Origin of the sequence: Polaribacter staleyi, from assembly GCF_038024045.1 — a bacterium.
In the GTDB taxonomy this organism is placed as follows: Bacteria; Bacteroidota; Bacteroidia; order Flavobacteriales; family Flavobacteriaceae; genus Polaribacter; species Polaribacter butkevichii.
On sequence record NZ_CP150665.1, the window covers coordinates 2907825 to 2921142 of the forward strand.

Below are 13318 nucleotides of genomic sequence, written 5' to 3' on the forward strand. Positions count from 1 at the left end.
TGTAATTCTTCTTATTTTTGAAGAATGAAATTTAAAAACTTTTTTTCTGACATATTGGGTATAAAAGTTGAAACTAAAGAAGAGTTGATGAAGAAATTTTTAATTATTGGTTTAGGTAATATTGGTGATAAATATATCAATACAAGGCATAATATTGGTTTTAAGGTGCTAGACGAAGTGGCAGAAGAACACAATGCAACTTTTGAAACTGAAAAGCTAGGTGATGTAGCTAGCTTTCGATTTAAAGGCAGAACTTTTATTTTGCTAAAACCAAGTACGTTTATGAATTTAAGTGGAAAGGCGGTAAAGTATTGGATGGATAAAGAAAATATATCTATAGAAAATATTTTAGTAGTTACAGATGATATAAATATCGATTTTGGTACAATTCGTTTAAAAGCAAAAGGATCTGCTGGCGGACATAATGGATTAAAAGACATTCAAGAAAAATTGAATACACAGCAATACGCTCGTTTTCGTTTTGGAGTAGGGGGGAATTATAGTAGAGGTAGACAGGTAGATTTTGTGCTTGGAGAATGGAGTAAAGAAGAAACGAGCCAATTAATAGAACGTTTGCCAACTTCTGCAAAAGTAATAACCTCTTTTGGTACTGCAGGCTTAAATAATACCATGAATACTTTTAACGGTAAATAAAAAAAGGTATCTATTTCTAGATACCTTTTTTTATTAAAGTTTATTTACTTTTTTAATTTCTTTCTAAAGTAATGTCTGTAACAGTGTTAATGTCATTACCTCCTTTAGTAGTGCTATTTACATCTTGTTTGATGATTAATTTGTCTGCATTAAAGGTTTTAAGGTCAAAAGTACCAATAACCAAACCATTACCTAATGTTTCTGTAAGGGTAATTGTTTTAGAATCTAAATTTAAAGCGTAGGTTCCTGCAGTGTCGTCTAGGTCTTGTATATCATCATCGTTATCAACTCCATCTGTTTTAGATGTCATTACAAGAATTCCATCTATACTGTATGTATTATTTGCATTTAATATTACTTTTACAGTAGAAGAACTTCTAGTTTTTGTGGTTGTAGCAAGCGTAATAACTTTACCTGCAGAAGATGTTGCAGATTCTATTTCTACAGATTTGTAAGCTGTAATTTTGTAAGTACCAGCTAAATTTACTGCTGATAACTCAAAAGAATTGTCATCGTCACTACTACAGCTAGTAATAGAGATTGCGATAAATAAGATTAAAAATGATTTTAATAATTTCATAATATTTTGATTTTTTGGGCAAATATAAGTCATAATTTAAAATGTTACGATTAAAATAGTACACTTTTTTAAAACAGACTATTTGTTTTCACTAGCAAACCATTCTGCAAAACTAGAGTCTGTTTCTTGTAGTTTTATAGAATATAACTTGATGTTTTCTGGTAATCTATTTTTAATTTTTTCGGCAAAATCTATCACCATCATTTCACTAGTTGGTTGGTAATCAACTAAAATAACATGATGGTCTCTTGCTTGTAATTCTTTAGCCAACTCTACATGAGGTGTGTTTTTATTAAAAACAGTGGCATGGTCAAAAATATCAACAATTTCTTCGTTAACAATTTTCTTTAAATCCCCAAAATCTATTACCATACCAAATTTTACATTGGTATTGTCTTTAATTGGTTTTCCAGAAACAGTTACAGATAGTTTGTAAGAATGTCCGTGCACATTTTTACATTTTCCATCATAACCATATAATGCATGTCCTGTTTCAAAATTAAACTGTTTGGTAATTCTAATTGTGCTCATTTGTGTTTTTTATGAATCTGTCATTACGAGTAAGAATAAAGAAGTAATCTGTTTTTTATTATCAGATTATTTTATGCTTCTTAATGACAAAAAAATTATCTTCTGTTTCTAAACTTGTTGTAAAAATAAACAACAACTAATGCTATTGCCAACCCTAAAAATAAAAAATCTCCTCCCATTTTGTGTGTATTTTGTTATGCTGTAATTAAAAAATTATTTAAAACATCTGCAATTTTTCTGTTATCAGATAATTGCGGAATCTTATTTTGTCCTCCAAATTTACCAATAGATTTCATATATTCATGAAAACCACCCTTTTTTACTTTTCTAATCACCAAGGGACGTAAAACTTTCCCTTCAATTAAATCGATATAATAAATATTTTGAGCCTGCATAGAAGCATCAATCTTAGCCGCAAAAGCTTCTAAATCATCTGGTTCGTTTTCAAACTCTATAAACCACTCATGATACGGTAAACCACTTTCTGGACTTACTTGTGGTGCTACTGTAAATTCGCTAATGTTTATATTTGTGCCTTTAATAGAGTCGTTTAGTGCTTTTTCTACTTCCTTACCAATAACATGTTCGCCAAAGGCGGATATAAAATGTTTTATTCTACCGGTAACTTTAATTCGATAAGGTTTTGTTGATGTAAACTCTACGGTATCACCAATATTATATCCCCAAAGACCTGCTGTGGTGTTTAAAATAATGGCATAATTAACGCCCATTTTTACATCCTTTAAAGAAATTCTTGTTGGGTTTTCGTTAAAAAACTCATCCGCAGGAATAAACTCATAAAAAATACCAGAATCTAATTGCAACAACATTCCTTTTTCTGTCTGAGAATCTTGATAGGCAATAAATCCTTCTGAGGCAGGATACAACTCTATGTAATCTATCTTTTTACCAATTAAACTTTCAAATTTATTTTTATAAGGCTCAAAATTAACGCCTCCATAAATAAAGAAATTAAAATTAGGAAACGTTTCTGATATTGGTTTACCTGTTTTTTCTATTAATTTTTCAAAATACATTTGTACCCAAGACGGAATGCCGCTAATTACAGACATGTCTTCGTTAATGGTTTCTTCTACAATGGCATTTACTTTGGTGTCCCAATCTTCTATACAGTTGGTTTCCCAACTTGGTAACCTGTTTTTTAATAAATACTGAGGAACATAATGCGCTACAATTCCGCTTAATCTACCTAGTTTTATGCCGTTTTTATCGGCTAAAACAGGGCTTCCTTGTAAAAAAATCATTTTTCCATCAACAAAACTAGCATCGTTTTTTTCTTTGATATAAAATAACAAAGCATTTCTTGCCGCTTTAATGTGTGTTGGCATAGAATCTTTGGTAATAGGTATGTATTTTGCGCCAGAAGTTGTACCCGAGGTTTTTGCAAAGTAAAGCGGTTTTCCGGTCCAAAGAACATCAGGTTCACCGGCAACAACTCTATCTACATAGTGCTTTAAGCCTTCGTAATCAGTAACTTTAACTTCTTTTTTAAAATCTTCGTAGGTAGTAATATTAGAAAAATTATGATCTTTTCCGAAAGCGGTTTTACTTCCTTTAGAGAGTAGGTTTTTAAAAACCTTTTCTTGTGTTTTATGAGGGTTATTTGCCCATTTGTAAACTTTTTTTGTTGCTATTTTAGCAAACGGTATTGCAAAAAGTGATTTGATGCTCATTATTTAAAATCAATAAAATTTGTTGGGTTTACAGAATAACCACCGTTCCAGAGTTCAAAATGCAAATGAGGTCCGGTTGTTAATTCTCCGGTAGAACCTACAGTGGCAATAACTTCGCCAGATTTTACAAAATCTCCTTGTTCTTTTAGTAAATTTCCGTTGTGTTTGTAAACAGAAATATAATCTTTAGCATGTTTTAAAATAATAACGTAGCCCGTTTCTGCAGTCCATCCAGAAAATATAACAGTACCATCTGCCGTTGCTTTAATTGGGGTTCCTGTTTTTGCGGTAATGTCTACGGCAAAATGTTTTGCACTTGCATCAAAACTTTGAGAAATAGTACCATTTAAAGGAGCAAAAAATACAATTTTAACATTGCTTTGCGCATTTTTCTGTATAGAGAATCGGGTTTCGCTTTCTACTTTTTCTCTAAATATAGAATCTTCTTTAGAGGCATCTAGCTTGCTTTCGTCTATTAAACGGTGTCTTGCTTCAACCTGAATAGAATCTATATTATCGGGTTCAATATCGCCTGTTAATACAGGTTTTAAGGCTTTTGTATAGTTTTCTAAAATGGCTAATTTAGTTTTTAAAGAGTCTGCTTCAAAAGTTAAATTGGCTGCTTTTCTTTTTAAAGCGGAAGAGGAATAACCGGGTATATATTCTTTTAAAGGGGTAAAGGCTATTAATAAAATGGTGCTGGCTATTAATAAAATAGAAAAAAATCCGCCTAAAACAAAAACATTTAATCTAGATAGTTTTAATGAAAAACGCTCTTCAAAAGTATCTTCATTTAAAACAACCAACCTGTATTTGTCGGTCAGTTTTTCTTTAAGTTTTCCTTTTTTGTTATTTTTTTTAGCCACAAAAATGTATTTGATGTTTAACAAAGATACAAGAAACCTTTGCAGTATGTACTCAGTTTACTAACGTTACAAATTTAATTTAATTATTTTTTGTAAAAATTCATTTCATCGGCATACTCCCAAACTTCTTTTGGCAAGAGTGGTTGTATGTTTTTTTGATTTTTTATACCCTTTCTAATCATGGTAGAAGAGATCTGCACAATAGGTGCATCTACCTTATGAATTTTAGAATGATTTTTAAATTGATGATCTACGGTACCTTCTGCAATTCTTGGATATACATAAATATGATGATGCTCTAAAATAGTTTCATAATTTTTCCATTTATGTAAACTCTTTAAATTGTCTTCACCCATAATTAAACAAAATTCTTTGTCTGGATGTAACTCTGTAATATTTGCTAATGTATATACGGTGTAATTGGGTTGTGGTAATTTAAATTCAATATCAGAAGGCTTAATTTTTACATAGTTTTCTGTTGCTCTGTAAACCATTTCAAATCGATGATGATTTTCTAGTAAAGAGCTTTTCTTTTTAAACGGATTATGAGGGGTTACCACCATCCAAATTTCATCTAAATCTGAATATTCTACCATGTGATTGGCAATAATTAAATGCCCAATATGTATGGGGTTAAAGGTGCCAAAATATAAACCGATTTTACTCATATCTTTTAAAAGATGATAGAAAAAAGATGAAAGACAAGAGACTTCTTATTTGTCTCTTGTCTTATCTCTCTTTTCTTGTTTCTCTACTCTTTATTTTCTTTTAATCCCAAATAATCACTCATTAAATCTTCTGCTTCTTTTAAAGCGTCTTCTAAAATGTAATTTTTTATGATTTTATCAAACTGCGGAGCCGTTGCTAACTCTACAGAAGCTTTTGCAATACGCATGTTTATTTTGTCTTCACTTTCTGTAGAACGCTTTTTTAAACGAATTTTTAATTCATCTACACTTGGTGGTTTTACAAAAACAGACAAGGTTTCATTTGGGTACTTCTTTTTAATTCGTAATCCGCCAACCACATCAATATCAAAAATAACATGTTTTTTTAATGCCCAAATACGTTCAATTTCACTTTTTAAAGTGCCATAAAAGTTGTCTCTATAAACTTCTTCCCACTCTAAAAACTCATCATTTTTAATTTTATCTTTAAATTCTCTTAAATTGATAAAGTAATAATCTTCACCATCTTTTTCTTCTCCTCTTGGTGCTCTAGAAGTAGCCGAAATAGAGAATTCTAAATTAAATCTTTCTTGTTTTAATAAATGACGTACAATTGTAGTTTTACCTGAACCAGAAGGTGCCGAAAAAACGAATAATTTTCCTTTAAAATCTGACATATATTTTAGTATTTGTCTTGCTGAACTTTCTTCAGCATCTTAATAATTTGAATAGTGTAAATACCTACAAGGTTTTAGAAACCTTGCAGGAAAAATAGTTATTTAAAGCACATTTAAAATTTGCTCTTTAATTTGCTCTAATTCGTTTTTCATTTGAATAACGGCTTTTTGCATTGGTGCAAAATTAGCTTTAGAACCTGTTGTGTTTATTTCTCGTCCCATTTCCTGAACAATAAATCCTAGTTTTTTACCATTAGAATCTTCAGAATCCATTGTTTGTAAAAAATAATCTAGATGATTTGCCAAACGAACTTTTTCTTCGTTAATATCTAATTTTTCTAGATAATAAATCAATTCTTGTTCAAAACGGTTTTCATCCGTATCAACTTTTAAATCGTCGATAGCCTTTTTTAAACGTGTTTTAACGTTTTCTACTCTATCGCCATCCAAAGCTTTTACTTCTTCTAAATATGTTTTAATATTTGCTATTCTTTCTTTAAAATCTATCTCTAAAGAAGCAGCTTCATCAATTCTATATTGTACAATATCTTTAATTGCAATATCTACACTTTCGTTGATAAGGTTCCACTCGTTTTCATCTAATTCTTCACGTTCTGTTTTTAATGCATCAGGCATTCTTACGGCCATTTTTAATAATTCAACATCATCAGTAGTGCCTGTTTGTACAACGTTTCTTAGTTGTTGCATGTATTCTTTTACTACACCATGATTTATAGTTGTAGAAGTTTCATCCGCAGTCATTTCTACAAAGATTGAAAAATCTACTTTACCACGAACTAATGCGCTTGCTAGTTTTTTACGAACAGCCAATTCTTTCTCTTTATAATAAGAAGGAATACGAACGTTTAAATCGAGGTTTTTACTGTTTAAAGATTTAATTTCTATGGTTACTTTTTTTGTAGGTAATTGTAATACAGACTTCCCATAACCAGTCATAGATTGAATCATAAAATCAACATTTTAGATGAAAGGCAAATATAGTTTTTATTTCACAGAATTTTCTACTTGTCTGGTTACTAAATATACCCCAGAAAAGATAAGTAAGGTTGCCCCAATTTTTATAAAGTTTAAAGAGTCGCTACCTACAATTAATGCAAAGATAGTGGCAATTACAGGTTGTAAATAAATAAAAACACTAACAGTGGTTGGTTTTAATTTAGATAAACCGTACAAGTTAAACAGATAGGTAATACAAGTAGTAAAGATAATTACATAGCTAATATTCCAATAAATATTTACAGGTATCTCTTGCCAAACAACTTCACTTAATTCAGTATATCCAAAAGGAATAACCAAAAATAATCCGATTAAGTATAACCATTTTACAAGAACAATTGGATGGTATTTGGCAATTAGGTTTTTAGAGATAACTAAATATAAGCCATAAGAAGCTGCGTTTACAAAGACTAAAAAATTACCCCAGTTGTTATTTGTTGCATTTGTGTCTGATGAATTGCCGTACGTAATTAGTAAAATTGTACCTATTAAACCAATGATAACCCCTATGATTCTTTGTTTTTCAATAGCTTTTCGTATTAGTAAGCTAGAGAAAATTAACACCATAATTGGTGATGTAACCATCATAACAGAAGCGCTTATGGGGGTTGTTAGGCTTAAACCTTTAAAAAAGGAAAGCATGTTTAAACAAACACCAAAAAAGGAAGCAAAGAGAATTGTTTTATAGTCTGATCTTTCTATTTTTTCTGATTTAATAAATAAACCAAGAAACCAGAAAATAACTGTTGCTCCAAGAATTCGTATCAAAATAAAACCATAGGGTTTTACATAAACAGGCATTACTTCTTTAGCAATGGTATAATTAAGACCGTAAATTAAAGTAGCTACAGAAACGGCAGTTAATGCTAATGTTCTTTGATTTATTTTCAAGATTTAAAATTCTATAATTAGCCTGCAAAGTTGGTGATAAATTTTAATTTAGAGCATAAAAAAGAGTTTCAAATATATTTTAAAACTCTTTTAAGGTTTGGTTAGATGATTCTATGTTTAGTCTACTAATGGTGGTATTCTTAAAACTTGACCAGGATAAATTTTATCTGGATGCGATAACATTGGTTTGTTAGCTTCAAAAATTACAGGATACTTCATTGCGTTACCATAATAGTTTTTTGCAATTTTACCTAAAGTATCTCCACTTTCTACAGTGTGAAATTGCGCCATTGCAGCTTCTTCAATTACCTCTACTTCTGCAACTGTTAAGTTGTCTTCTACAGAAGCAATACCGTTGGTATTACCTACTACTAAAACTACTTTTTCTTTGGTAGCTAAGTCTGCAGTTTCTCCCCAAACTTTTACAGCATCATCATCTACTTCAATAGATAAGTCTTTAACTTCTAATTCTAAAGCAGCAATTGCGCCTCTTAATTGTTCAGATTTCTCTGCATTTTCCTCTTCTGTAGTTTTACCGATGCCAAAAACTTTAGCTCCGGCATTTTTAATGAATGAAAAAATTCCCATTTTTTTAATTGTTTTTTGTTAAAATTTTAATTTTTTGTACTGATGCAAGATACAAAAAAATAGATATTTTAAATCTATTTTTAGAAGGATATAAAATTCGCAAATTATATCAACCTTAATTAAACTTTCAGATGAAGTTTTCTTTTTATCTTTGTAGAAATACCTTAACAGATGATTATTCATTACCTACAAGAAGAAAATTCAATTCTTAATAAATTTATATCCGAGATTAGAGACGTCAAAATTCAAAAAGATTCACTTCGTTTTAGAAGAAATATTGAGAGGATTGGAGAAGTTCTGGGATATGAATTAAGTAAGAAACTATCATATAGTGATGTTTCTATAGAAACACCTTTAGGAATGAAAAAAGAGCAGCTATCTATTAATGAGGTTGTTTTATGTTCTATTTTAAGAGCTGGTTTGCCTTTACATCAAGGCTTGTTAAATTATTTTGATGATGCAGAAAATGCTTTTATTTCTGCGTACCGTCATCACCCAAATAATAATGCCGAATTTGAAATTGTAGTAGAGTATTTTGCTGCTCCATCCGTAGAAAATAAAACCTTATTATTGGCAGACCCAATGTTGGCAACAGGGCAATCTTTAGTGTCTGTTTACGAAGCGATAAAAAAGCAAGGAATTCCAAAAGAAATTCATATTGTAGTGGTTATTGGTTCTAAAGAAGGAATTGAATTTATAGAAGATAAGTTTCCAGAAAACACCCATTTATGGATTGCAGCGGTAGATGATACTTTAAATAGTAAAGGATATATTGTGCCTGGTTTAGGTGATGCTGGCGATTTGGCTTTTGGATCTAAATTATAAAAAGAAAAAAGTTAGTATTGTTGCAATAAACAATAATGCTGCTAAAATATTTTTAACCAACATTTTATCAATGGTTTCAAACCCGTTTGCAATAATTATTGATGCTGGAACTAATAAATAAACAATTTCAGATCCATTTTTATTGGTAATAATTAGAGCATAGGTAACTGCAATAACTGTGTTTATAATTAACAGAGTCCAACTCTTTTTAAAAGAATTATTTATAGAAAATGCTTTAGGCGATTTTAAGAAAATAGAAGAGATAGTTAATAAAAGGATGGTCCCAAAAATCCAAATAGTATTGTCTTTTGTGTAAATAAAAAGACTATTTATTGTTTTAAAATAGAATAAATGGTGTATTTTTTCTGTTGCATCATTCCAAAACAAGTACGCAAAGTAAATAATTAAAGGAGAAATAAACCCTGTAATTGGGGTTAATAAAGTATGAATTGATACTTTTTTTCTTAACAGAATAGATGCGTATATGATAAGGATAAATACCAATGTAAAAGGTTCTAAAATAAAAAGAATACCTAACCAAAAACCACTGTCAAATAATTTTTGAATAACCTGTTTAGAAGAGCGTAAGCTGTAAGTTTTTCTTAAAAAAAGCAAGTAAATTATAAGCATTAACAGGGCTTTAGACTCAAGTAGCTTAGAAATAAAAAGGATGGTTGTAAGTACAAAAATAAAGAACGCATATGAATGATCGAAAGTTAATTTGTTCTTAGAAACGATAAAATTATAAAAGAAAAAAACAACCAAAAACAACAATAAAAAAGACAGGTTTTCTATGGTTTGGTATCCTGTAAAATTACTTGTAAAAACAGTTATTAAAAAGAAACAAAAAAAGAGTCCTAAATAGACTATAAAATTGATTGGTTTAGATTTCTCTAAAAAATTGGCTAGCATTGTTTCTTTTGTTATTTTTGCAGCGTAAAGATAATTAAGTTATGATAGCAAGCAATATTTTTAGACTGATTGGTAGTTTATTTACTGATTTTTTATTCCTTCCATTTAATTGGTTACGCACAAGTGTAGCACAAGCAGATTTAGGTTGGTGGATTTCTAATGCAGTAAACTGGGGGTTTCTAGTGGTTTTATTATGCTTATTAGCATATTGGATGAAAGAATCTCTTAAATTTCAGCGAGAAGGAACTGAAGATAAAGCTTAAAATAACAATTTGGGAAGCAAAAATAAACTAAAACGTTTCAAAGAAAATGAAACGTTTAAAAATGTCATTCAACCAACTAGAGAAGAAGTTGTAACAGATTTTTCTCATAAAGGGAAATGGCATTCTTTTTTTGGTAACAACAATCCTATTGTTGTAGAACTTGGTTGTGGTAAAGGAGAATATACCATTGCTTTAGCTAGGAAAAATCCGAATAAAAATTATATTGGTATCGATATAAAAGGCGCTCGTTTTTGGAGAGGCGCAAAAACTGCAATAGAAGAAAATTTACCTAATGTAGCTTTTGTAAGAACTCAAATAGAATTGGTCGATTTTATTTTTGCTGAAAATGAAGTTTCAGAAATTTGGATTACTTTCCCAGATCCACAAATAAAATATCAACGTACAAAACATAGAATGACAAATTCTAGTTTTATGAAAAAGTACCACCATATTTTAAATGAAGACGGAATTATGAACTTAAAAACAGATTCTGAATTTATGCATGGTTATACTTTAGGTTTGTTACATGGAGAAGGGCATGAGGTTTTATATGCAAATCATACCGTGTATAAAAATGAAGGAGCTCCGAAAGAAGTTACAGAAACACAAACCTTTTACGAAAATCAATATTTAGAAGTAGATAAGCCAATTACCTACATTAAATTTAGATTAAAATATTAATTTTTTTTCTTCAAAAAACCTTTTTGGGTAATTTAAGGAAATCTTAGATATAAAAAACTAGTATTCATTTTAATGAGTACTAGTTTTTTTATGAAGATTCATTAAAACGCACTACTGTCATTCCAAAATGAGCTTTTTTAAGCGATTGAGGAATCTCATTACCATACAATTGTGAGCACTTACTTTAACTCCGTGAATCTTATTTTTTTCTCTGTGAGGCTCTGTGTAATAACTCGCTTTTTTCATTCTTTTCTTTTTTCCATTGATGAAAAACGAAACAAAAAAATCTAGACTTATTTTAAATTTCTAAAATTCTACATTTTATTTCATTCACGTGTCCAGACCACTGCGTTCTTTGGACACTTGACATTCCATAAAACTTGAATTATTACGAAATTTAAAAGTAGGTCGGTTTTTAGATGCTGAAATCAATATTATTTATTTCTATCATTTCTAATTATCAATATTCATTAAAAGGTTCTACGGTTATTCCGAAATGGGCATTTTTAGGCGATTGAGGAATCTCATAGCATCACTATTGTTAATGTATACTTCTAACACTCTAAATTTCTCTGCAAAATTCTGTGTAATAATAGTATCTTCACAACGTGGAAAAAGAAGATAATTTTTTTGATAAAGTTTACAAGGTTGCACGTTTAATTCCTTACGGAAAAGTGACCAGTTACGGAGCAATTGCAACGTATTTAGGAGCAGCAAGATCTGCAAGAATGGTAGGTTGGGCAATGAACAAAGCCCATAATTTAAACGATATTCCTGCACATAGAGTTGTAAATAGAAAAGGGTTACTAACAGGCAAGCATCACTTTGATGGCACAAACCTGATGCAGCAATTATTAGAAAGTGAAGGTATTGTTGTGATAGAAAACCAAATTCAAGATTTAGAAAACGTATTTTGGAACCCTTCAGAAGAGTTAATTTAAACGTTTTCTTGTTGTAAATACATGATCAAATAGTAATCAAAAACCATTCTATAATTCTAACCTATCAATTCATCAATATTCACAATCTACAAACTTTCTTTTCTGAGCAGTAAGACGTATCTTTGCTTGTAAGATTAAATATAAGAAAACGTGAGTTTTAAAAAGCAAGATATATACAACGCATTAGAAACAATTACCGCTCCCGGAGAAGGTAAAAGTTTAATAGAAAATAACAATGTTACCAACGTTGTTACTTTTGGTAATGAAGTAGAGGTAGATGTTACCATTAGTAACCCTACTTTACAAGCAAAAAAGAAGATTGAGACGGAAATAACAAAGGCTATTCAAACCAATGTAGGAGAGCATATTACGGTTAAAATACATGTAAAGGTAGAAAAGCCAGTAGAAAAAGCAAAACCGAATCAAATTAAAGGAAAAGCAATTCCTAATATTAAAAACATTATAGCAATTGCATCTGGTAAAGGTGGTGTTGGTAAATCTACAATTACAGCAAATACAGCTATTTCATTAGCAAAAATGGGTTTTAATGTAGGTGTTTTAGACGCAGATGTTTACGGGCCATCGCAACACATTATGTTCGATGTAGAAAAATCAAAACCACTTTCTGTACAAGTAGAAGGGCGTTCTAAAATGAAGCCTGTAGAAAATTACGGAGTTAAATTATTGTCTTTAGGTTTTTTTACAAACCCAGATCAAGCAGTAATTTGGCGTGGACCAATGGCTTCTAAAGCCTTAAATCAATTAATTTTTGATGCAGATTGGGGAGAATTAGACTTTTTATTAATCGATTTACCTCCAGGAACAGGAGATGTACATTTATCAATAGTACAAGCCTTACCAATTAACGGAGCAGTAGTTGTTAGTACACCACAAAACATTGCTTTAGCAGACGCTAAAAAAGGAGTTGCAATGTTTCAACAAGACAGTATTAATGTACCCGTTTTAGGAATTATCGAAAATATGGCGTATTTTACACCAGAAGAATTACCAAATAATAAATATTATATCTTTGGTAAAGATGGCGCAAAAAACCTAGCAGAAGACATCGATACAAAGTTTTTAGGAGAAATTCCTTTGGTACAAAGTATTAGAGAAGCTGGAGATGTTGGACATCCTGTAGCCTTACAAAACGGAACAATTTTAGAAAAATCATTTAACGATATTACCAAAGAAATGCTTTCAGAATTGTTAAAAAGAAATGAAACTTTACCACCAACAGAAGTGGTAAGAATTACAACTATGAGTGGTTGTAGTTCTAAATAAACTTGATTTATGACAGCAGAAGAAACATTAAATAATGTAGAAAAAGCATTAGACGAAATTCGCCCTTTTTTAATTAGTGACGGAGGGAATATTAAGCTTTTATCAATAGAGGATTCTATTGTAAAAGTACAATTAGAAGGCGCTTGTACAGGTTGTTCTGTAAATCAAATGACGTTAAAAAACGGAGTAGAAGCTACCATTAAAAAGTTTGCACCACAAATTACAGAAGTAATAAACGTAGCGTAA

General features: G+C 30.4%; 17 protein-coding genes. 7 read left to right on the plus strand and 10 right to left on the minus strand.

Translation table 11 applies throughout. The features are described from left to right. Nucleotides 1-87: 87 nt before the first annotated feature. Nucleotides 88-654, plus strand: a complete 567-nt coding sequence (pth, locus tag WHD07_RS12320) for an aminoacyl-tRNA hydrolase (protein WP_343328652.1) — start codon at nucleotides 88-90, stop codon at nucleotides 652-654. A 52-nt stretch (nucleotides 655-706) separates the two neighbouring features. On the opposite strand, the gene WHD07_RS12325 is transcribed toward pth, so the two are convergent. The 9 genes from WHD07_RS12325 to lysM all read right to left on the minus strand — a co-directional run bounded on the left by WHD07_RS12325 (nucleotide 707) and on the right by lysM (nucleotide 8166). Continuing rightward, nucleotides 707-1234 (minus strand): hypothetical protein, encoded by a 528-nt coding sequence (locus tag WHD07_RS12325; RefSeq protein ID WP_343328653.1) that lies wholly within the window; start codon nucleotides 1232-1234, stop codon nucleotides 707-709. Between the two features lie 78 nt (nucleotides 1235-1312). Further along, nucleotides 1313-1765: a 6-pyruvoyl trahydropterin synthase family protein gene (locus WHD07_RS12330; protein ID WP_105049579.1), complete on the minus strand. Its 453-nt coding sequence runs from the start codon at nucleotides 1763-1765 to the stop codon at nucleotides 1313-1315. A gap of 194 nt (nucleotides 1766-1959) precedes the next feature. Beyond that, on the minus strand, nucleotides 1960-3459 hold the full coding sequence (locus WHD07_RS12335; RefSeq protein WP_343328654.1) for a GH3 auxin-responsive promoter family protein: 1500 nt from the start codon (nucleotides 3457-3459) through the stop codon (nucleotides 1960-1962). Then, the gene (locus WHD07_RS12340; protein ID WP_105049577.1) at nucleotides 3459-4325 is read right to left on the minus strand and encodes a M23 family metallopeptidase; all 867 of its coding nucleotides are present in this window, start codon (nucleotides 4323-4325) and stop codon (nucleotides 3459-3461) included. Before WHD07_RS12340 ends, WHD07_RS12335 begins: the two co-directional genes overlap by 1 nt. An 83-nt stretch (nucleotides 4326-4408) precedes the next feature. After that, nucleotides 4409-4993: a nicotinate (nicotinamide) nucleotide adenylyltransferase gene (nadD, locus tag WHD07_RS12345; protein WP_343328655.1), complete on the minus strand. Its 585-nt coding sequence runs from the start codon at nucleotides 4991-4993 to the stop codon at nucleotides 4409-4411. 83 nt (nucleotides 4994-5076) lie between these two features. Next, nucleotides 5077-5670 (minus strand): guanylate kinase, encoded by a 594-nt coding sequence (gene gmk, locus WHD07_RS12350; RefSeq protein WP_343328656.1) that lies wholly within the window; start codon nucleotides 5668-5670, stop codon nucleotides 5077-5079. 102 nt (nucleotides 5671-5772) lie between these two features. Beyond that, a complete protein-coding gene (locus WHD07_RS12355) occupies nucleotides 5773-6627 on the minus strand; it encodes a YicC family protein (protein ID WP_343331010.1) in 855 nt (284 codons plus the stop codon). Between the two features lie 48 nt (nucleotides 6628-6675). Beyond that, nucleotides 6676-7572 (minus strand): DMT family transporter, encoded by an 897-nt coding sequence (locus WHD07_RS12360; protein WP_343331011.1) that lies wholly within the window; start codon nucleotides 7570-7572, stop codon nucleotides 6676-6678. A 123-nt stretch (nucleotides 7573-7695) separates the two neighbouring features. After that, nucleotides 7696-8166, minus strand: coding sequence for a peptidoglycan-binding protein LysM (gene lysM / locus WHD07_RS12365; RefSeq protein WP_343328657.1), 471 nt, complete (start codon nucleotides 8164-8166; stop codon nucleotides 7696-7698). Nucleotides 8167-8337: 171 nt separating this feature from the next. On the opposite strand from lysM, the gene upp reads away from it, so the two are divergent. After that, on the plus strand, nucleotides 8338-8991 hold the full coding sequence (upp, locus tag WHD07_RS12370; RefSeq protein WP_343328658.1) for a uracil phosphoribosyltransferase: 654 nt from the start codon (nucleotides 8338-8340) through the stop codon (nucleotides 8989-8991). Here the strand turns inward: upp and WHD07_RS12375 are convergent. Next, nucleotides 8986-9903, minus strand: coding sequence for a DUF6427 family protein (locus tag WHD07_RS12375; protein WP_343328659.1), 918 nt, complete (start codon nucleotides 9901-9903; stop codon nucleotides 8986-8988). The genes upp and WHD07_RS12375 overlap by 6 nt on opposite strands. A 41-nt stretch (nucleotides 9904-9944) precedes the next feature. On the opposite strand from WHD07_RS12375, the gene WHD07_RS12380 reads away from it, so the two are divergent. From WHD07_RS12380 to WHD07_RS12400, 5 genes are all read left to right on the plus strand, one after another. Then, nucleotides 9945-10166 (plus strand): DUF6341 family protein, encoded by a 222-nt coding sequence (locus WHD07_RS12380; RefSeq protein WP_105049571.1) that lies wholly within the window; start codon nucleotides 9945-9947, stop codon nucleotides 10164-10166. A gap of 9 nt (nucleotides 10167-10175) precedes the next feature. Further along, nucleotides 10176-10847, plus strand: coding sequence for a tRNA (guanosine(46)-N7)-methyltransferase TrmB (gene trmB / locus WHD07_RS12385; protein WP_105049570.1), 672 nt, complete (start codon nucleotides 10176-10178; stop codon nucleotides 10845-10847). Between the two features lie 608 nt (nucleotides 10848-11455). Beyond that, a complete protein-coding gene (locus WHD07_RS12390; RefSeq protein WP_343328660.1) occupies nucleotides 11456-11788 on the plus strand; it encodes an MGMT family protein in 333 nt (110 codons plus the stop codon). A 150-nt stretch (nucleotides 11789-11938) separates the two neighbouring features. After that, nucleotides 11939-13072: an Mrp/NBP35 family ATP-binding protein gene (locus WHD07_RS12395; protein WP_343328661.1), complete on the plus strand. Its 1134-nt coding sequence runs from the start codon at nucleotides 11939-11941 to the stop codon at nucleotides 13070-13072. A 9-nt stretch (nucleotides 13073-13081) separates the two neighbouring features. Continuing rightward, on the plus strand, nucleotides 13082-13318 hold the full coding sequence (locus WHD07_RS12400; RefSeq protein ID WP_105049567.1) for a NifU family protein: 237 nt from the start codon (nucleotides 13082-13084) through the stop codon (nucleotides 13316-13318).

What these genes read in the sequence shown, in the direction of transcription:
- pth (WP_343328652.1), top strand. Translation starts at nt 88, where the DNA reads ATGAAGAAATTTTTAATTATTGGTTTAGGTAATATTGGTGATAAATAT.
- WHD07_RS12325 (WP_343328653.1), bottom strand. Translation starts at nt 1,234, where the DNA reads ATGAAATTATTAAAATCATTTTTAATCTTATTTATCGCAATCTCTATT.
- WHD07_RS12330 (WP_105049579.1), bottom strand. Translation starts at nt 1,765, where the DNA reads ATGAGCACAATTAGAATTACCAAACAGTTTAATTTTGAAACAGGACAT.
- WHD07_RS12335 (WP_343328654.1), bottom strand. Translation starts at nt 3,459, where the DNA reads ATGAGCATCAAATCACTTTTTGCAATACCGTTTGCTAAAATAGCAACA.
- nadD (WP_343328655.1), bottom strand. Translation starts at nt 4,993, where the DNA reads ATGAGTAAAATCGGTTTATATTTTGGCACCTTTAACCCCATACATATT.
- gmk (WP_343328656.1), bottom strand. Translation starts at nt 5,670, where the DNA reads ATGTCAGATTTTAAAGGAAAATTATTCGTTTTTTCGGCACCTTCTGGT.
- WHD07_RS12355 (WP_343331010.1), bottom strand. Translation starts at nt 6,627, where the DNA reads ATGACTGGTTATGGGAAGTCTGTATTACAATTACCTACAAAAAAAGTA.
- lysM (WP_343328657.1), bottom strand. Translation starts at nt 8,166, where the DNA reads ATGGGAATTTTTTCATTCATTAAAAATGCCGGAGCTAAAGTTTTTGGC.
- upp (WP_343328658.1), top strand. Translation starts at nt 8,338, where the DNA reads ATGATTATTCATTACCTACAAGAAGAAAATTCAATTCTTAATAAATTT.
- WHD07_RS12375 (WP_343328659.1), bottom strand. Translation starts at nt 9,903, where the DNA reads ATGCTAGCCAATTTTTTAGAGAAATCTAAACCAATCAATTTTATAGTC.
- WHD07_RS12380 (WP_105049571.1), top strand. Translation starts at nt 9,945, where the DNA reads ATGATAGCAAGCAATATTTTTAGACTGATTGGTAGTTTATTTACTGAT.
- WHD07_RS12400 (WP_105049567.1), top strand. Translation starts at nt 13,082, where the DNA reads ATGACAGCAGAAGAAACATTAAATAATGTAGAAAAAGCATTAGACGAA.